Origin of the sequence: Streptomyces sp. NPDC007162 (assembly GCF_040634175.1) — a bacterium.
Lineage (GTDB): Bacteria > Actinomycetota > Actinomycetes > Streptomycetales > Streptomycetaceae > Streptomyces.
In genome coordinates this window covers 1-17619 of sequence record NZ_JBEYFC010000160.1, presented here as the reverse complement: position 1 = coordinate 17619, position 17619 = coordinate 1, and the positions used below count along the sequence as shown (strand labels likewise).

Annotated in this window: 17 protein-coding genes and 1 pseudogene; 3 read left to right on the top strand and 15 right to left on the bottom strand. The window is 72.9% G+C overall.

The genetic code is table 11. The features are described from left to right. Positions 1-822, top strand: a pseudogene (locus tag ABZ646_RS20505) (SAM-dependent methyltransferase); the annotation flags it as partial. An 11-nt stretch (positions 823-833) separates the two neighbouring features. Here the strand turns inward: ABZ646_RS20505 and ABZ646_RS20500 are convergent. The 5 genes from ABZ646_RS20500 to ABZ646_RS20480 all read right to left on the bottom strand — a co-directional run bounded on the left by ABZ646_RS20500 (position 834) and on the right by ABZ646_RS20480 (position 6249). Then, the gene (locus ABZ646_RS20500; RefSeq protein ID WP_360520528.1) at positions 834-2114 is read right to left on the bottom strand and encodes an RNA polymerase sigma factor; all 1281 of its coding nucleotides are present in this window, start codon (positions 2112-2114) and stop codon (positions 834-836) included. A gap of 43 nt (positions 2115-2157) precedes the next feature. Then, positions 2158-2514, bottom strand: coding sequence for a YciI family protein (locus ABZ646_RS20495; protein WP_360520525.1), 357 nt, complete (start codon positions 2512-2514; stop codon positions 2158-2160). A gap of 113 nt (positions 2515-2627) precedes the next feature. Then, positions 2628-3578: an LCP family protein gene (locus ABZ646_RS20490; RefSeq protein ID WP_360520534.1), complete on the bottom strand. Its 951-nt coding sequence runs from the start codon at positions 3576-3578 to the stop codon at positions 2628-2630. Between the two features lie 188 nt (positions 3579-3766). Next, on the bottom strand, positions 3767-5113 hold the full coding sequence (locus ABZ646_RS20485; protein ID WP_360520522.1) for an endo-1,4-beta-xylanase: 1347 nt from the start codon (positions 5111-5113) through the stop codon (positions 3767-3769). Between the two features lie 104 nt (positions 5114-5217). Next, positions 5218-6249, bottom strand: a complete 1032-nt coding sequence (locus ABZ646_RS20480; RefSeq protein WP_360520519.1) for a LacI family DNA-binding transcriptional regulator — start codon at positions 6247-6249, stop codon at positions 5218-5220. Positions 6250-6387: 138 nt separating this feature from the next. Here ABZ646_RS20480 and ABZ646_RS20475 point away from each other — a divergent pair, with 138 nt between their 5' ends. Then, positions 6388-8685, top strand: coding sequence for a glycoside hydrolase family 3 N-terminal domain-containing protein (locus ABZ646_RS20475; protein WP_360520516.1), 2298 nt, complete (start codon positions 6388-6390; stop codon positions 8683-8685). Between the two features lie 7 nt (positions 8686-8692). Here ABZ646_RS20475 and ABZ646_RS20470 read toward each other — a convergent pair whose 3' ends face one another. From ABZ646_RS20470 to tsaB, 4 genes are read right to left on the bottom strand one after another with little or no spacing between them, the layout of a single operon-like run. Then, positions 8693-8956 (bottom strand): hypothetical protein, encoded by a 264-nt coding sequence (locus tag ABZ646_RS20470; RefSeq protein ID WP_360520513.1) that lies wholly within the window; start codon positions 8954-8956, stop codon positions 8693-8695. After that, complete coding sequence (gene tsaD, locus ABZ646_RS20465; RefSeq protein WP_360520510.1) at positions 8953-10041, bottom strand: tRNA (adenosine(37)-N6)-threonylcarbamoyltransferase complex transferase subunit TsaD; 1089 nt, start codon at positions 10039-10041, stop codon at positions 8953-8955. The genes ABZ646_RS20470 and tsaD overlap by 4 nt, the downstream gene beginning before the upstream one ends. Further along, entirely contained in the window at positions 10034-10555 is a 522-nt protein-coding gene (rimI, locus tag ABZ646_RS20460) for a ribosomal protein S18-alanine N-acetyltransferase (RefSeq protein ID WP_360520531.1), read from the bottom strand. Before rimI ends, tsaD begins: the two co-directional genes overlap by 8 nt. Positions 10556-10572: 17 nt before the next feature. Continuing rightward, positions 10573-11229 carry a tRNA (adenosine(37)-N6)-threonylcarbamoyltransferase complex dimerization subunit type 1 TsaB gene (tsaB, locus tag ABZ646_RS20455; protein ID WP_360520507.1) on the bottom strand — a complete coding sequence of 219 codons (657 nt, stop codon included), beginning with the start codon at positions 11227-11229 and terminating at the stop codon, positions 10573-10575. A gap of 158 nt (positions 11230-11387) precedes the next feature. Here tsaB and ABZ646_RS20450 point away from each other — a divergent pair, with 158 nt between their 5' ends. After that, positions 11388-11951 carry a hypothetical protein gene (locus tag ABZ646_RS20450; protein ID WP_360520504.1) on the top strand — a complete coding sequence of 188 codons (564 nt, stop codon included), beginning with the start codon at positions 11388-11390 and terminating at the stop codon, positions 11949-11951. A gap of 45 nt (positions 11952-11996) precedes the next feature. Here ABZ646_RS20450 and ABZ646_RS20445 read toward each other — a convergent pair whose 3' ends face one another. The 6 genes from ABZ646_RS20445 to ABZ646_RS20420 form a co-directional block, all read right to left on the bottom strand. Then, positions 11997-12182 (bottom strand): hypothetical protein, encoded by a 186-nt coding sequence (locus ABZ646_RS20445; protein WP_360520501.1) that lies wholly within the window; start codon positions 12180-12182, stop codon positions 11997-11999. A gap of 130 nt (positions 12183-12312) precedes the next feature. After that, the gene (gene tsaE, locus ABZ646_RS20440) at positions 12313-12825 is read right to left on the bottom strand and encodes a tRNA (adenosine(37)-N6)-threonylcarbamoyltransferase complex ATPase subunit type 1 TsaE (RefSeq protein ID WP_360520498.1); all 513 of its coding nucleotides are present in this window, start codon (positions 12823-12825) and stop codon (positions 12313-12315) included. Further along, positions 12791-14044, bottom strand: coding sequence for an alpha/beta hydrolase (locus ABZ646_RS20435; RefSeq protein ID WP_360520495.1), 1254 nt, complete (start codon positions 14042-14044; stop codon positions 12791-12793). The genes tsaE and ABZ646_RS20435 overlap by 35 nt, the downstream gene beginning before the upstream one ends. A gap of 123 nt (positions 14045-14167) precedes the next feature. Next, positions 14168-15364 carry an alanine racemase gene (gene alr / locus ABZ646_RS20430; protein WP_360520492.1) on the bottom strand — a complete coding sequence of 399 codons (1197 nt, stop codon included), beginning with the start codon at positions 15362-15364 and terminating at the stop codon, positions 14168-14170. Positions 15365-15433: 69 nt separating this feature from the next. Continuing rightward, positions 15434-16327, bottom strand: coding sequence for a L,D-transpeptidase (locus tag ABZ646_RS20425; protein WP_360520489.1), 894 nt, complete (start codon positions 16325-16327; stop codon positions 15434-15436). A gap of 123 nt (positions 16328-16450) precedes the next feature. Next, positions 16451-17619, bottom strand: a 1169-nt coding sequence (locus ABZ646_RS20420; RefSeq protein ID WP_360520486.1) for an NAD(P)H-hydrate dehydratase, incomplete at its 5' end; no start/stop codon positions are given.

Sequence of the window (17619 nt, the reverse complement as noted above, 5' to 3'; positions counted from 1 at the left end):
GCCCAGGTAGGTGCCGTACGAGTAGCCGAAGTAGCTGATCCGGGGGGCACCGAGGGCCTGCCAGACCTGATCCAGGTCCGCGAGGCCGACGTCACCGAGGTGGACACGGCCGGCTGTGACGCCGTGTTCGTCGACCCGGCCCGCCGCGGCGGCCGCGGCCGCATCTTCGACCCGGAGGCGTACTCACCGCCGCTGTCCTGGGCGGTCGCGGCGGCCTCGACCACCCGGGTGGCGGCGCTGAAGATCGCCCCGGGTGTCCCGCACGAGGCGGTGCCGGCGGACGCCGAGGCCGAGTGGATCTCGGACGCGGGTGACGTGAAGGAGGCGGTCCTGTGGTTCGGGACGGAGCCGGGGGCGGTGCGCGCCACCCTCCTGCCCGGCCCGCGCACCCTGCTCGGCCGAGGCCTGCCCGACCCCGGCGTGCGTCCCGTGGGCCGCTACCTGTACGAGCCCGACGGCGCCGTCATCCGTGCCCACCTGGTCGCCGAGGTGGCCGCGGACCTGGACGGCGGCCTGGTCGACCCGACGATCGCGTACATCACGGCCGACGAGCTGCGCCCCACCGACTACGCGACGCCGTACGAGATCACCGACCGGCTCCCCTTCAACGTGAAGAAGCTGAAGGCGCTGCTGCGGGAGCGCGGGGTCGGGAACCTGACCGTGAAGAAGCGCGGGTCGGCCGTGGAGCCGGAGGAACTGCGCAGGAAGGTCAAGCCGCAGGGTCCGAACGCGGCGACCGTGTTCCTCACCCGGGTGGCGGGGGCCCCGACCATGCTCATCGGCTCCCCCGCCCGCCCGGCCACAGGTGCCGGGCCGTCCTGAGCGACGTCAGGTCACGGGGCGCACCGGCGGGCCCGGGTCAGCAGCAGCTCGCGTTCGCGTTCGTTGCGGGCCAGGGCCGCCGCGCGTTCGAACTCCGTGCGGGCCTCGGTCGTGCGGCCGAGGCGGGCGAGCAGGTCGCCGCGCACGCTCGGCAGCAGGTGGTAGTCGCGCAGGGCGGGTTCGGCCGTCAGGGCGTCCACGATCGCGAGGGCCTGCTCCGGTCCCTGAGTCATCGACACGGCCACCGCGCGGTTCAGCTCGACGACCGGGGACGGGGACCGGGCGGCGAGCAGCCGGTACAGGGTGGCGATGGCCGGCCAGTCGGTCTCCTCGTAGGTGTACGCGTGCGCGTGGCAGGCCGCGATGGCCGCCTGGAGGGCGTACGGACCGGGGGCGCCGGTCGCGGTCGCGTCCGCGCGGGCCAGCGCCCTGATCCCCCTCGTGATGAGCATGCGGTTCCAGCGGCGCCGGTCCTGGTCCCTCAGCAGGACCGGTTCGCCGTCGGGCCCGGTGCGGGCGGCGGCCCGGGAGGACTGGAACTCCAGGAGCGCGGTCAGGGCGTGCACCTCGGGCTCCTTGGGCATCAGGCCGGACAGCACGCGGGCCAGCCGCAGCGCGTCCTCGCACAGCGACGGGCGCAGCCAGTCGTCGCCCGCCGTGGCCGCGTACCCCTCGTTGTAGATCAGGTAGATGACGTCCAGGACCGAGCCGAGCCGGGCCTCGCGGTCGGGTCCGTACGGCACCTCGAAGGCGATGTTCTTCGTCGCCAGGGTGCGCTTGGCACGGACGACGCGCTGGGCGACCGTCGGCTCGGGGACGAGGAAGGCACGGGCGATCTCGGCCGTGCTCAGGCCGCCGAGCAGGCGCAGGGTGAGGGCGGTGCGGGCCTCGGGCGACAGCACGGGGTGGCAGGTGGTGAAGACCAGGCGGAGCAGGTCGTCGTCGATGTCCTCCGGGTCGGCGGGCTGCTCGGGCGGGACGGCCGACTCCGTGCTGCGGCCGATCTCGGCGAGCTTGCGGGCGTAGTTCTCGCGGCGCCGGACCAGGTCGACGGCACGGTGGCGGGCGGTGGCCATGAGCCAGGCGCCCGGGTTGTCGGGCACGCCGTCCCGGGGCCACTGCTCCAGGGCGGCGACCAGCGCGTCCTGGGCCAGCTCCTCCGCGATGCCGACGTCCCGGACGATCCGGGCCACGCCGGCGATCACGCGGGGCGACTCCAGACGGAAGACGGTCTCGATGGCGTGGCGGGCGTCGGCCTCGGGGGCGGCCTCGGCAGGGGGCTGTGTGCTCACAGCCCCCCATGCAACACCCACCGTCGGACGTACGCCAGGAAGGTCAGCCCTCGGCGATCTCCCGCACCTCGCAGGTCACCGTCCAGAACTCCTCGTGGACCTTCAGGAACCGCTTGGTCCACTCCAGGGCCTCGGCCTTGTCCTTGCACTGCATGATCGCGTAGCCGCCGACGACCTCCTTGGACTCGGTGAACGGCCCGTCGGTGACGGAGATCTTCCCGCCCTCCCAGTGGACGCGGGTGCCGTCGGCGGTGGGCGTCAGACCGGCGGTGTCCAGCATCACGCCGGCCTTGGTGATCTCCTCGATCAGCTCGCCCATCCGCTGCATCAGCTCCGGGCTGGGGCCCTCTGCGGGGGCGGAGTTCTCGTCGATCCGCACGAGCGACAGGTAACGGGGCATGGTGACTCCTCGGGGTAGGACGACAGGGCGTTTCCCTGCCTCTCACCCTTGCGTCGAACGGCCCGCCCCCGGATCGACACGCCCGCCGGAATTCCCCGTGGATTTTTTCGGCCCTACCGCAACGACTCCCACAGCTCGCTCGCCGCGGGCTCCTTCGCGATCACCCGGTTGGGGTCGGAGGGCGCGGTCACCACGGGCATCATCACGGTCTTGACGTTGTCCGAGGTCAGCCCCTTCAGGCTCTGCCCGAGGCGCATCAGCTCGGTCAGCGAGTCCAGGCCGGTGTCGGTGGTGAGGGAGGCGGTGACGGCGTCGGCGACCTCGTAGAGCCTGGCCGGGTCACTGAGGAGGCTGATGGAGGCCATCCGGTCGAGGAGGGCCTTGACCAGTTTCTGCTGGAGGCCTATCCGGCCCAGGTCGCTGCCGTCGCCTATGCCGTGCCGGGTGCGGGCGAGCGCCAGGGCCGTCTTGCCGTCGAGGTGGTGGGTGCCCTTCTTCAGGTGCAGGTGGCTGTCGTCGTCGTCGATGTCCTGGCCGGTGGTGACGGTGACCCCGCCGAGCGCGTCCACCAGCTTCGCGAAGCCCGAGAAGTCGATCTCCAGGTAGTGGTCCATCCGGACACCGGTGATCGACTCGACCGTCTTGACCGCGCACACCGCCCCGCCCACCGAGTAGGCGCTGTTGAACATCGAGTCGTGGGCGACGGCCGTCGAGCCGCCGGAGGACAGCGGGCAGGAGGGGCGGGTGACCAGGGTGTCGCGGGGGATGCTGACGACGCTGGCCGAGGTCCGGCCGGCGTCGATGTGCACCACCATCGCGGTGTCGGAACGGGCGCCCGAGCTGCTGCCCCCGCCGAGCTTCTCGTTCTCCTTGCCGCTGCGCGAGTCCGAGCCCAGCACCAGGATGTTCACGGACCCGGTGGGCAGCGGGGACGCGGCGGCCGTCGGTGTGGTGACCGCCTTCGCCGGCCGGTCGTCCCCGAGCGCGCTGTTGATGTCGACGCTCTTGATGTTGTCGTCGAGGTGCACATAGGCCCACCCCGCGGCCGCGATGCCGAGCGTCATGACGCCCGCCAGGGTGAGACCGACGATCTTGACCGCTCTCGACCGCCGGCCCACCCGTCTGACCGCGTCGTCCTGCTCCTCGTGTCCCGTCACAAGGCAGGAACGTAAGTCCGAATTATTAGGGGAGTGTTAGTGGAAGCGTGGTGAAGGGGTTTTCTTCGGAAAATCTCACGCTTCTCAGTCCCCGCTTACTCAAGGGTCACCGTGGGCACGGGATTGCTCCCGCTCCAGGACGCGTTGAACCCGAACGTCACCGAACTCCCGTCCGCCACGGTCCCGTTGTAGGAGGCGTTCGCACAGGACACGGCCGCGCCCGACTGGGTGCAGTCGGCGTTCCAGGCCTGCGTGATCTGCTGCCCGGCACCGTAGGTCCAGTTCACCTTCCAGGACGACAGCGAGGCGCCCGAGCAGGAGACGGTCACCTGGCCCGTGAACCCGGTGCTCCACTGGCTGCCGACGCTGTAGGCGGCGGTGCAGGCCCCCGTCGGCGGCGGTGTGGTCGTGGTCCCGCCGAGCGCCTCGGAGATGCCGTAGTACGCCGGTTTCGGCGCATAGTTCGCGTCGTACGGCGTCGCCGCCCCGTACCCCGGGAACGTGCTGTCCACCCAGGAGTCGGAGTCGGCGAAGCCCCACACGGTGACGTTGACACAGCGGCTCACGGCCACGCACGCGGCCACCACCGACTTGTAGTCGGCCTTCTGCTGGGCGAGTTTGCCGCTGTCCGCGGGCAGCGTCATCCGGACGTCGAGCTCGGTGATCGCCACGTCGACGCCGAGGTCGGCGAAGCGCTGGATGTTCTGCTGGAGCGTGGCCGGCACCTGGCCGAGGATCAGGTGCGCCTGCAGGCCCACCCCGTCGATCGGGACGCCCGCCGCCTTGAGCGACTTGACCAGGTTGTACAGGGCGGTGCTCTTCGCGTCGACGCCCTCGACGTTGTAGTCGTTGATGTACAGCTTGGCGGCCGGGTCGGCCGCGTGTGCCCAGGTCAGGGCGTCGGCGATGTAGCCGGAGCCGAGGCCGTTGTACCAGATCGTCGACCGGTAGCTGCCGTCCTCGTTGAAGGGCTCGTTGACGACGTCCCAGGCGGCGATCTTCCCCTTGTAGCGGCCGACCTCGGTGCTGATGTGGTTCTGCAGGAGGCTGCCGAGCTGGGCGGAGGTCCAGGTTCCGTTCGTCAGCCAGCCGGGGTTCTGGTTGTGCCAGACCAGGGTGTGGCCGCGCACCTGCTGGTTGTGGGCCTGGGCGAAGGCGACGATCTGGTCCGCCTCGGTCCAGTTGAAGGTGCCCTGGGCGGGCTCGACGGTCCCCCACTTCATGGCGTTGCCCGGGGTCAGCGAGCTGAACTGGCTGCCGGCGAGGTCCCCGTAGGTACCGGTGAGCTTGGAGCCGGTGACCGCGGTGCCGATCAGCTTGCCCTTGGCCGCCGCGAGGTCGCGCAGCGGGGTGTCGGCGGCGTGCGCCGCGGGCGCCGTGCACAGCAGGGCGGCGCCGGTGACGAGTGCCGCCAGGGACAAGCCTGTTCTCAGAGATCTCATCGCAGAAGCCTCCGAAAGTTTCGGTCGTGCAACCGATTGGCTTCGGAGGAGTGTGGGGGCGCTCGCACCACCCGTCAATACGTCAACTTCCGGCCACGGACGCCTCAGCCGGAGGCGGGCGGCGCCGTACTGGACCGCACCACCAGACTGGTCGCCAGCTCCACCCGGGTCGCGGTCGTGGCCTCCTGTGCGCGCCCCATCTCCAGCACCAGCCGCGCCGCCGCCTCGGCCATCTCGGTCAGCGGCTGCCGTACGGTCGTCAGCGGGGGCCCCACCCAGCGGGCCACCGGCAGATCGTCGAACCCGACGATGCTCACGTCCTCCGGGATGCGCAGCCCCAGCTCACGCGCGGCCTCGTACAGCCCGAGCGCCTGGAGGTCGTTGCCGGTGAAGACCGCGGTGGGCCGGTCGGGCATCCGCAGCAGCTCCAGGCCGAGCCGGTAGCCGGCGTCGTGGTGGAAGTCGCCGGCCTTGACCAGCCCCTGGTCCACGGGGAGCCCGGCGGTCTCGAGCGCGGCCCGGTACCCGTCCACACGGGCCCTGCTGCACATCATCCGGGACGGCCCGCTGATCGCGCCGATGCGCCGGTGTCCCAGCTCGACGAGGTGCCGGGTGGCGGCCAGCCCGCCCTGCCAGTTGGTGGCCCCGATGGACGGCACGTCCGGCCCGGGGTCTCCCGCCGGGTCCATCACCACGAACGGGATGGACCGGCTCAGCAGCAACGCCCGCTGCGACTCGTCCAGACCGGACAGCACCAGCACCACCCCGTGCGGCCGGCGCGCCGCCACCTGGTCCGCCCAGGTCCGCCCGGGGGTGAGCCGCCCGGCGGACTCGGAGAGGACGACACTCAGGCCCGCGTCCCGGGCCACGTTCTCCACCCCCCGGATGACCTCCATCGCCCAGGCGCTCTCCAGCTCGTGGAAGACCAGGTCGATCAGCGGGGACCGGGAGGCCTCGGCGCGGCGGCGCCGGTAGCCGTAGGCGCGCAGCAGTTCCTCGACGCGGGTGCGGGTCGCCGGGGCGACGTCGGCGCGCCCGTTGAGGACCTTCGAAACAGTCGGAGCGGACACGCCGGCCTCGCGGGCGATTTCGGCGAGCGTCGCCGTCTGCGTTTCTGCGGGCTTCGAAGGGGTCATGTCCGCGATCGTATCCCCGCTCTCCCCCTTGACGAAGACCTGCGCGCGCCATAGGTTCCCGGAACATTCGGTGTGTGGTACGAAACATTCGTAGCAGCGTTCCAGCAGGAGCCCGCAGAAAGCGAAGACGGGAGTTTCATGACCACCGCTCCATGGCGAGACCCCGCACTGCCCGCCGCCACCCGCGTCGACGACCTGCTCTCCCGGATGACCCTGGAGGAGAAGACCGCCCAGCTCTACGGCGTGTGGGTGGGCGCTGCCACGGACGGCGACGGAGTCGCCCCGCTGCAACGCGAGATGACCGCCGACTACGACTGGGAGGAGCTGATCACGCTCGGCCTCGGCCAGCTGACCCGCTCCTTCGGCACCGCCCCGGTGGCCCCGGCGCTGGGCGCGCGTGCACTGGCCCGCGCCCAGCGCCGGATCACCGCGGCCGGCCGCTTCGGCATCCCGGCGATCGCCCACGAGGAGTGCCTGGCCGGGTTCACTGCCTGGCAGGCGACGGCGTACCCGGTCCCGCTCGCCTGGGGTGCCTCCTTCGACCCGCAGCTCGCCGAGGAGCTGGGCCGGCGCATCGGCCACGACCTCCGCTCGGTCGGGGTCCACCAGGGGCTGGCCCCCGTCCTGGACGTGGTCCGCGATCCGCGCTGGGGCCGGGTCGAGGAGACGATCGGCGAGGACCCCTACCTGGTGGGCACGATCGGCACGGCCTACGTGCGGGGCCTGGAGTCGGCCGGGATCGTCGCCACCCTCAAGCACTTCGCCGGTTACGCCTCCTCCGCGGGCGCCCGCAACCTGGCGCCGGTCCGCGCCGGGGTGCGGGAGTTCGCGGACATCACCCTGCCCCCGTTCGAGATGGCGCTGCGCGAGGGCGGCGCCCGCTCGGTGATGGCCGCGTACAACGACACGGACGGCGTCCCGGCCTCCGCCGACCCACGCCTGCTGACCGAACTCCTGCGCTCCGACTGGGGTTTCGAGGGCACGGTGGTCGCCGACTACTTCGGCATCGGCTTCCTGCAGACGCTGCACCGGGTGGCGGGCACGGAGGCGGAGGCGGCGCACCTGGCGCTCGCGGCGGGCATCGACGTCGAACTGCCGACGCTGAAGTGCTACGGCCGCCCGCTGGTGGCCGCGGTCCGGGAAGGCACCGTCCCGGAGTCGTTGATCGACCGGGCGGCCCGCCGGGTCCTGCTGCAGAAGTGCGAACTGGGCCTGCTGGACGAGGACTGGGAGCCGGTGCGGGAGGGCCCGGTCGACCTCGACTCGACGGCCAACCGCGCCCTGGCCCGCCGGCTGGCCGAGGAGTCGGTGGTCCTGCTGGACAACCCCGACGGCACGCTCCCCCTCGCTCCCGGCACCCGCATCGCGGTGGTCGGCCCCCGGGCCGCCGACGCGCTCGCCATGCTCGGCTGCTACTCCTTCCCGTCCCACGTCCTCACCCACCACCCCGAGGTGGACCTGGGCATCTCCATCCCCACGGTCCTCGACTCCCTGCGCACCGAACTCCCGGACGCGAAGGTGACGTTCGCCGAGGGCTGCGACGTGTCGGACCCGGACGCCTCGGGTTTCGAGGAGGCGGTGGCCCGTGCCTCGGAGGCGGACGTGTGCGTGGCGGTCCTGGGCGACCGGGCGGGCCTGTTCGGACGGGGCACCTCCGGCGAGGGCTGCGACGTCACGGACCTCGCGCTGCCCGGCGTCCAGGCCGGCCTCCTGGACGCGCTGGTCGCCACCGGGGTGCCGGTGGTCCTGGTCCTGCTCACCGGGCGCCCGTACGCACTGGGCCGCTGGCACGGCCGGCTGGGCGCGGTGGTGCAGGCGTTCTTCCCCGGGGAGGAGGGCGGCCCGGCGGTGGCGGGCGTGCTGTCGGGCCGCGTCAACCCCTCGGGGAGGCTGCCGGTGAGCGTTCCGAGGGTGCCCGGCGGTCAGCCCTGGACCTATCTCCAGCCGCCGCTGGGCCTGGCGGGCGAGGTCAGCAACCTGGACCCGACCCCGCTGTACCCCTTCGGGCACGGCCGCTCGTACACGGCGTTCGCCTGGGACCTGCTCTCGCCGGACACGGCCGAGATCACCACGGACGGCACCCACGACGTGACCCTGACGGTGCGCAACACGGGCGAGCGGGCGGGCGCGGAGGTCGTCCAGCTCTACCTGCACGACCCGGTGGCCTCGGTGACCCGCCCGGACGTCCGGCTGATCGGCTACCAGCGGGTCGAGCTGCCCCCGGGAGCATCGCGGCAGGTGACCTTCCGGTTCCACGCGGACCTGTCGGCGTTCACGGACCGGGAGGGTGCGCGGGTGGTGGAGCCGGGGGCGCTGGAGCTGCGGGTGGCGGCTTCGAGCGCTCAGGTGCGGGCCGCGGTGGGGCTTCGGCTGACCGGCCCGGTGCGGCGGTTGGGACCGGACCGGATGCTGCGCTGCGCGACGGAGGTGGTGTGACGGCCGGTCAGCGGCCGCCGCCGTCGACCGACTCGAAACGCCAGCGGTGGACCGGGCGGCTCACCAGGTCGCCGGGCGGGTCGGGGAGTTCGGGCAGGTCGGCGTCGTACTCCCCCTCCCACCAGGTGATGACCAGCACCCGGTCCTGCGGCGCCCGGAACGTCTCGCGGCGCAGGGGGGCGCGGGTGAGCCGCTGTGCCCGCGCCCACGCGAGCAGGTGGTCGCCCCTGCCCTGCGCGGCCCGCGCCTCCCACATCGACGCGACCGTCACGAGTAGAGGTTCTCCTTGCTCACCTCGTGCACGTGGTCGTGGTTGCCGGGCACGTGCGGATCCGTCACGGGCAGGGAGCTGTCCGCGGAGAGGTCCCAGCCCGACGCCGTCCGGTTGCGGGCGACCATCTCGGCGCCCAGGGCGGCGACCATCGCGCCGTTGTCCGTGCACAGCTTCGGGCGCGGGACCCGCAGCCGGATGCCGGCCGCCTCGCAGCGCTCCTGGGCGAGGGCGCGCAGCCGGGAGTTGGCGGCCACCCCGCCGCCGATCATCAGGTGGTCGACGCCCTCGTCCCGGCAGGCGCGGACGGCCTTGCGGGTCAGGACGTCGACGACCGCCTCCTGGAAAGACGCGGACACGTCGCGGACCGGGACCTCCTCGCCCGCCGCCCGCCTGGCCTCGATCCAGCGGGCCACCGCCGTCTTGAGACCGGAGAAGGAGAAGTCGTACGCCGGGTCGCGGGGGCCGGTCAGGCCGCGCGGGAAGGCGATCGCCTCCGGGTCGCCCTCCTTCGCGTAGCGGTCGATGACCGGGCCGCCGGGAAAGCCCAGGTTCAGCACCCGTGCGATCTTGTCGAAAGCCTCGCCCGCCGCGTCGTCGATGGTCGCGCCGAGCGGTCGTACGTCGGAGGTGATGTCCGAGGACAGCAGCAGGGAGGAGTGGCCGCCGGAGACCAGCAGGGCCATCGTCGGCTCGGGCAGCGGACCGTGTTCGAGCTGGTCGACGCAGATGTGGGAGGCCAGGTGGTTCACGCCGTACAGCGGCTTGCCCAGCGCGTAGGCGTACGCCTTCGCCGCCGAGACGCCGACCAGCAGCGCGCCGGCCAGGCCGGGGCCCGCCGTGACCGCGATGCCGTCCAGGTCCCTGGCGCTCACGCCCGCTTCCTTCAGGGCGCGCTCGATCGTCGGGACCATCGCCTCCAGGTGCGCCCGGGACGCCACCTCGGGGACGACCCCGCCGAAGCGGGCGTGCTCGTCCACGGACGAGGCGACGGCGTCGGCCAGCAGGGTGGTGCCCCGGACGATGCCGACACCGGTCTCGTCGCAGGAGGTCTCGATCCCCAGGACCAGGGGTTCGTCAGCCATTGATCTCGGTTCCTTGTTCGGAGGTGGATCCGTCGGCGGAGCCACCGTCGGGTTTCGTCGTCAGCCGCATCACCAGGGCGTCCACGTTCCCCGGCTGGTAGTAGCCGCGGCGGAACCCGATGGGCTCGAAGCCGAACCGTTCGTAGAGCTTCTGGGCGCGGAGGTTGTCGACCCGGCACTCGAGCATGACCTCGGCGCACTCGAAGGCGGTCGCGGCCCGCAGCAGCTCGGTGAGCAGCTCGCCGCCGAGGCCGGTGCCCCACTGGTCACGGCGTACGGCGATGGTCTGGATGTCGCCCATGGGGGCGGCGCCGCCCTCGGAGCCGGCGCCCTGCGCGGCCAGCCCCGCGTACCCGACGATCCGGTCGCCCTCCAGGGCGACCACGTACCGCCGGGACGCCTGCGGTCCCCTCGCGTGCGCCAGCTCGGACCAGAACATGCCCCGGGACCAGGCGTCCTCGGGGAACAGGTCCCTCTCCAGCTCCAGGACCGGGTCGATGTCCCACCAGCGCATCTCGCGCAGCTGTGCGGTCACTTGGGTGTGACCACCTTGTAGTTCTTGGGCACCTGGGCGTCCGGCCGGCGCAGGTACAGCGGCCGGGGCGCGGGCAGCTCCTCGCCCGCGGCCAGCCTGGCGGCGGCGAGGGAGGCCAGGGCCGCGGCCGAGACGTGCTCGGGTTCGTGGGCGGCCGGGAAGGTGTCCGGGTAGAGCAGCGCGCCCGCGCCGACCGCCGGCATACCGGCGACCCGCTCGGCGATGTCGGCGGGCCGGTCGACCGCCGGGTCCGTGAGCCGGGTGCGCGAGTCGGCGTACGTCGCCCAGTAGACCTCTTTGCGGCGGGCGTCGGTGGCCACGACGAACGGGCCCTTCTCGATGTCGGCCGCGTAGGCGAGGGCGTCGAGCGTGCACAGGCCGTGCACGGGCACCCCGAGCGCGAGCCCGAAGGTGTCGGCGGTCATCAGACCGACCCGCAGGCCGGTGTAGGGACCGGGTCCGACGCCTACGGCGATCCCGGTCACGGCGTCCAGCTTGACCCCTGCCTCGGCGAGGACGCGGTCCACGGCCGGCAGCAGCAGCTCGCCGTGCCGGCGCGCGTCCACCTGGCTCGACGAGGCGATGACGGCCGTACCGTCGTACAGCGCGACGGTGACGGCAGGGGTGGCGGTATCCAGAGCGAGCAAGAGCACGCGAACAGCCTACGGCTCCGGCGGCGCGAGCACGGCCGTCCGGAGCAGACGGTCACTGACTGCTACGGTTCGTACGAAGTACGACATATACGGCGAGTCGTACGTGGGTCGTACGTGAGTCGTACGACAGGGCATCCGGCCAGGCAGGGGTGACGCACGTGTCAGGGACCAGCTCGGGAATCGTGGCGGGCCTCACCGCGGCGGCCGTCGGCGCGGTCGGCCTCCTCGCCTACCAGGCCTCCGCCACCGTTCCGCCCGGCCTGGGCGCCAGGTCGGCGGCGAGCGCCGCGCCCGGGGCGACGGCGTCCAGGGCACCCCGGGACCAGCGCCATCCGGACGCCCTGCCGAACAACTCCGGAACGGGTGAACGGGTGGTGTACTCGGTGGACGACGACCGGGTCTGGCTCGTCAACGAGCAGGGCCGCCTGGAGCGCACCTTCCCGGTGCGCCCCGGGGCGATCGACCCCGTCCCGGGCGCCTACTGGGTGACGTCCCGCTCGAAGGCCGTCACGGGCACGGACGGGCTGCCCATCGAGCACGTGGTCCGCTTCGCGACGACGAAGGACGGCTCGGCGATCGGCTTCAGCGCCGCCACCGGCCGCGGCTCCGCGGAGACCCCCGACCCGACGGTGAAGACGGGCGGCATCCGCGAGACCCGCGCGGACGGCGAGGCGATGTGGCGGTTCGCGACGATCGGCGTGAAGGTGATGGTGATCCGCTGAGCACCCGGGCTCGTCCAGGCCGCCCAGGCCTCGCCCGGACCGCGCCTAGGCCGCCTCACGTGCCCGCGCGCCCGGCTGCGACGCCGACTGCGTCACCGGCCGGGACACCGGCTCCGGCCGCCCCGGTGGCCTCGACACCGCGTCGGCGGCAGCGCAGGACGCCAGCAGCTCGCGCATGGAGACCCCGGCGGCCGTGACCGGTCGCCGCTCCTCGGACTGGGACACGGACACGGGCGCCTCCTGACGTACGGGGGCGGACGTGGTTAGGCAGACCTAACCACGGATTGGATACCATGTGACCACGCCCGATGTGCCCGGCGCAACATTTTCCCGACGCCGTGTCGGAACGTTCACACGGTCCTCAGGCGGACAGCGCGCCCAGCCCCACCGCGGCCCACCGCTCCCCGAGACCCGTCAGGGTGACGTGCCGTACCTCGTCCGTGGTGTCACCGACGGCCCGGTGGATGCCCACGACGAGCCGGTCCTCGGTGAGCTCCTCGACCTTGCCCTCGCCCCACTCCACGACGATCACGGACTCGGGCAGCGAGACGTCGAGGTCGAGGTCCTCCATCTCGTCGAGCCCGCCGCCGAGGCGGTACGCGTCGACGTGCACGAGCGGCGGCCCGCCGCCGAGGGAGGGGTGGACGCGGGCGATGACGAACGTCGGCGAGGTGACGGCGCCGCGCACCCCGAGCCCCTCGCCCAGGCCGCGCGTCAGCGTCGTCTTGCCGGCGCCGAGCTCCCCGCTGAGCATCACCAGGTCACCGGCGCGCAGCAGCTTGGCCAGTCGGCGGCCCAGCTCCCGCATCTGTTCGGGGGAGGTGATGATCAGCTCGGTCTCAGCCAGGTCGTGCCGTGCTGCTGGTGCTTCCATAGCCACTTACCGTAGCCCCTGCCGGCACCGCGCCCGCGCGGGTGAGGAGGTCGGCGAGGCGGTCGGTGACGACTTCCGGGTGTTCCAGCATGACCAGGTGACCGGCGTCCGGGACCAGCACCAGTTCGGCGTCGGGCAGCAGGTCGGCGATGACCTCGCTGTGCTCGCTGGGCGTGACGAGGTCCTGCACCCCGGCCAGCACCAGCACCGGCAGGCTCTGGAAGTGGGCGAGCGCGGCGGTCTTGTCGTGGTCGGTGAAGGCCGGGTAGAACTCGGCGACCACGTCGATCGGGGTGGACTCGATCATCCGTTCGGCGAACCGCTCGACGGCCGGGTCGATGTCCCGGCCCGCGAACGAGTACCGCTTGATGATCCCGGCGAACAGGTCGGCGGTGATCTGCCGTCCCTTCTCCACCAGCGCGGCCTGGGTGCCCAGCGCCTTCAGCACTCCGGGCAGTACCCGGCGCACCGCGTTGACGCCGGCGACCGGCAGCCCGAAGTTGACCTCGCCGAGCCGCCCGGACGACGTACCGACGAAGGCGGTGGCGACGACCCGCTTGCGGATCAGCTCCGGGTACTGCGCGGCCAGCGCCATCACGGTCATACCGCCCATGGAGTGACCCACCAGCACGATCGGCCCCTCGGGCACGGCCGCGTCGAGAACGGCCTTGAGGTCCCGGCCCAGCTGGTCGATGGTGAGCGGCGCGCCGTCCTCGTGCTGGGCGACGCCCCGGCCGGAGCGGCCGTGGCTGCGCTGGTCCCAGTGCACGGTGCGGACGACGCCGCGCAGGGCCGCGCGCTGGAAGTGCCAGGAGTCCTGGTTGAGGCAGTAGCCGTGGCTGAAGACGACGGTGACGGGCGCGGGCGCCTTGCGGCCGAAGAGCCGGCGGCGGCGCGGGGAGACGACGGTGCCGGTGTCGGGTTCGGTCTCGTCGACCTCGTAGTACAGCTCGGTGCCGTCGTCGGCGGACGCCTTGCCCGGTGTGCCGCGCAGCGTGCCGTAGGGTCCCGCCGAGTCCAGGGCCAGCCGGGCCTTGCGGCGCATCCCGCGGCCGACGGTCATCCGCTCCAGGGCGACCCCGGCCGCCGCCCCGGCGGCGAGTACGCCTATGGCGGCCCCGGCGATACCGGTCACCTTGCGCCAGCTGCCGTCCACCCCCGTGGCGGAGACGACGGCCGCCGCGGCGTCCGCTACGGCCTCCGCACTGCTCTCGCTCACGTACCGCTCCTCTTCGCCGTACTGCAGTTCGCCGGTTAGGTCATTCGGGTGCGGCCGACGACATGACTCATGGTGCTGCTACAGGTGTAACCGGGTCGTGGCGCCGCCGAACCCAGGAGAAGGTCAGTCGCCGTCCCTTGGTTCCTGCCCATTCGGTTCCTCGTTCACATAGACGCGAGGGACCCGGGTTCCGATGCGGGTGACGATTTCGTAGGCGATGGTGCCGGCGGCCTGGGCCCAGTCCTCGGCGGTGGGCTCGCCGCGGTCGCCCGGCCCGAACAACACGGCCTCGGAGCCGGTTTCGGGCTCGTCACCGCCGAGGTCGACGACGAACTGGTCCATGGCGACGCGTCCGGCGACCGTCCGCCACTTGCCGCCGATCAGCACGGGTCCGCTGCCGGAGGCGTGCCGCGGGACGCCGTCCGCGTAGCCGACGGGGACCAGTCCGAGGGTGGTCTCGCCGGGCGTGACGTAACGGTGTCCGTAGCTGACGCCGTGTCCGCCCGGGACGTGCTTCACCAGGGCGAGGGAGGCGGCCAGGGTCATCACCGGGCGCAGGCCGAAGTCGGCCGCGCTGCCCAGCTCGGGGCTGGGCGACAGGCCGTAGAGCGCGATGCCCGTGCGGACGAGGTCGAAGTGGGACTCGGGGAGGGTGAGGGTGGCCGGCGAGTTGGCGATGTGCCGCACCTCGGGGCGCACGCCCTGCTCCTCGGCGTACGCGAGCAGTTCACGGAAGAGGGTGAGCTGGGCGGCGACGGAGGGGTGGCCCGGCTCGTCGGCGCAGGCGAAGTGCGACCAGAGTCCGGTGATCCGCACCCGGCCCGCCGCCTCGGCCCGCAGCGCCTCGCCGACCAGCTCGGGCCAGTCGGCGGGCTGGCAGCCGTTGCGCCCGAGTCCGGTGTCCGCCTTGAGCTGCACGCGCGCGGGGCGGCCGGCCAGCCGCGCCGCCTCGACGACCTCGCGCAGCGCCCAGAGACCGCTGACCGACACGTCCAGGTCCGCCTCGACGGCCTCCCGCCAGGGCCCGCCCGGGGTCCACAGCCAGCACATGATCCGCACGTCCGCCGGCAGCCCCGCATCCGCGCGCAGCGCCAGGGCCTCCTCGGGAGTGGCCGTACCCAGCCAGCCCGCGCCCGCCTCGACGGCGGCGCGGGCGCACCGGAGCGCGCCGTGGCCGTACGCGTCGGACTTCACCACGGCCATCAGGGCCGCACCCGGCGCGAGGGCACGCAGGGTCCGCACGTTGGCCCGCAGGGCGGCCAGGTCGATCTCGGCGCGGGCGCGCAGGGGCGCGGTCGGCGCAGTTGCTGTCTCACTCATCGCGCCCCCAGTGTCTCAGAGGCCCCGGCCGGCCCTCCGGCGCAGGCCCTGGTACGAGGTTCGGATACCTCAGGTACCCGTCCGGTGCCCCCACACGTACACCTTGTCCCCCTTTTTCAGCACGCCCCACAGCCTCTTGGCGTCGCCGAGCTTCAGGTTCACGCAGCCCCAGGAGCCGACGGTGGTGTAGATGGAGCCGTACACGGCGTGGAAGGCCTGCCCGCCGTCGAAGAACTGGGCGTACGGCATGGGCGAGTTGTACAGGGTCGACCAGTGGTTCTTGTGCCGCCAGTAGACGGTGTGCCACCCGGCCCTGGTCGCGTAGCCCTTGCGTCCGCTGCGCATCTGCACCGGCCCGTAGATCACCTTGCTGCCCTTCTGCACCCAGGTGACCTGCCGGTTGAGATCGACACAGGCGACCCGGTACGACCTCACGGGGCAGTTCTTCTCGGCGTTCGGGTCCTTCCTCGCCGACAGGAGCATCATCTGGTACCAGGTCACGGGCCCCGCGAACCCGATCGCCGGCTTGATCCCGTACTGCTTCTGGAACTTCTGGATGGCCTTGCAGTCGGCGGCGGACTGCCTGCCGTCCGCCTTCAGCTTCAGCCACTGCTCGATCTGCTTCTGGTACGGCCCGGTGAGCTTGGAGCAGCTCACCTTGGAGACGGCGTCGCTGAGCGGCACGTACTCGACGAGGTCGTACGTCCCCGGCGCCGCCGCCTTCGGCTCGACGGCGTCCTCCTTGGCACCGGGCGTGTACACCTTCGGCGGCAGCACCTGGTCGGGGGTGTCGACTGCCCAGGGCTGTCCGGGGCCGGGCGCGACCCCCGGCACCAGCTCCGACTCGGGAACGACGGCCGGCGGCTCGGGGGCACCGGTGGCGGCGACGGCACTCCCGGCCCCGAGGGAGAGCACGGCCACGGCGACGACGAGAACTCCGGCACTCCGCCGCCGTTCACACATGATTCGTCCACTAATCATGCGATCAGACAACCCCGGTGGCCCGGCGATTCCAGGGAGCCGCGCGGCGAGGTCACCCGAGGGATGCAGACGCTGCCGGGAAAGGGCACGCGATCGGAGCGCCCCTCACCCCGTCGGGAAAACACCCCGCCAAGCCGACGGCAACTCCGCAGCGACCTCATGCGCGACCGTCGGCGCTCCCCGCGCGGCGAACCTCCCCGCGAGCCCGTGCAGATACGCCGCCACGCTCCCCGCGTCCCGCCCGTCCAACCCCGCCGCGAGCAACGACCCCCCGAGCCCCGACAGCACATCCCCACTCCCGGCGGTGGCCAGCCACGGCGTCCCCGTCGCGTTGACCCGGACCGCTCCTCCCCCGGCCGCCGCCACCAGCGTCGTCGACCCCTTCAGCAGCACCGTCGCCCGGTACGCCGCCGCCAGCTCCCGCACCGCCGCGAGCCGGCCGGCCTCGACCTCCTCCCGCCGTACCCCCAGCAGCGCGGCCGCCTCCCCGGCGTGCGGCGTCATCAGCGTGGGTGCCGTACGACCGCGCACCGCGTCCCTGTCGGCGAGCCGCAGCCCGTCCGCGTCGAGCAGCACCGGCACGTCCTCCGCCAGCACCTCGGCGACCACCTGCGCGTCGTCACCGGCGCCCGGTCCGACCACCCACGCCTGCACCCGCCCGGCCTTGCGCGGCCCCCCGTCCGACACCAGCGTCTCGGGAAAGCGCGCCAGCACCTCGTCCTTGGCGGGCCCGGCGTACCGCACGGCCCCGGCGCCGCCCCGCAGCGCACCCGCCACGGCGAGCACGGCCGCGCCCGGGTAGCGCGCCGACCCGGCGGCGATGCCGACCACTCCCCGCCGGTACTTGTCGCTCTCCGCCGACGGCGCCGGCAGCAGCCGCGCCACGTCCACGTCCTGCAACGCCTCCAGCTCGGCCTCCTCGGGCAGTTCGAGCCCGATGTCGACCAGCTGTACCGAACCGGCGTACGCCCGCGCGGGATCGATGAGCAGCCCCGGCTTGTGCGTCCCGAAGGTGACGGTGAGGTCGGCCCGTACGGCCGCCCCGCGCACCTCGCCGCTGTCCGCCTCGACCCCGCTCGGCAGGTCCACGGCGACCACGGCGGCCCGCGACCGCTCCACCACGGCCACCAGCGCGGCCGCGTCCGGCCGCAGCCCGCCCTTCCCGCCGATCCCCACGATCCCGTCGACGACCAGATCGGCCCGCAGGATCGACGCGTCGGCGCTCGCGGTGTCCGCCGCCCTGCCGCCGGCCCGGCGCAGCGCCGCCAGCCCGG

Bases quoted from the DNA above. Each gene is read 5' to 3' on its own strand.
- ABZ646_RS20425 (WP_360520489.1), bottom strand. From the start codon at position 16,327: ATGTGTGAACGGCGGCGGAGTGCCGGAGTTCTCGTCGTCGCCGTGGCC.
- ABZ646_RS20485 (WP_360520522.1), bottom strand. From the start codon at position 5,113: ATGAGATCTCTGAGAACAGGCTTGTCCCTGGCGGCACTCGTCACCGGC.
- tsaD (WP_360520510.1), bottom strand. From the start codon at position 10,041: ATGGCTGACGAACCCCTGGTCCTGGGGATCGAGACCTCCTGCGACGAG.
- ABZ646_RS20480 (WP_360520519.1), bottom strand. From the start codon at position 6,249: ATGACCCCTTCGAAGCCCGCAGAAACGCAGACGGCGACGCTCGCCGAA.
- tsaE (WP_360520498.1), bottom strand. From the start codon at position 12,825: ATGGAAGCACCAGCAGCACGGCACGACCTGGCTGAGACCGAGCTGATC.
- ABZ646_RS20475 (WP_360520516.1), top strand. From the start codon at position 6,388: ATGACCACCGCTCCATGGCGAGACCCCGCACTGCCCGCCGCCACCCGC.
- ABZ646_RS20495 (WP_360520525.1), bottom strand. From the start codon at position 2,514: ATGCCCCGTTACCTGTCGCTCGTGCGGATCGACGAGAACTCCGCCCCC.
- ABZ646_RS20490 (WP_360520534.1), bottom strand. From the start codon at position 3,578: ATGACGCTCGGCATCGCGGCCGCGGGGTGGGCCTATGTGCACCTCGAC.
- alr (WP_360520492.1), bottom strand. From the start codon at position 15,364: ATGAGTGAGACAGCAACTGCGCCGACCGCGCCCCTGCGCGCCCGCGCC.
- rimI (WP_360520531.1), bottom strand. From the start codon at position 10,555: ATGCGCTGGTGGGACATCGACCCGGTCCTGGAGCTGGAGAGGGACCTG.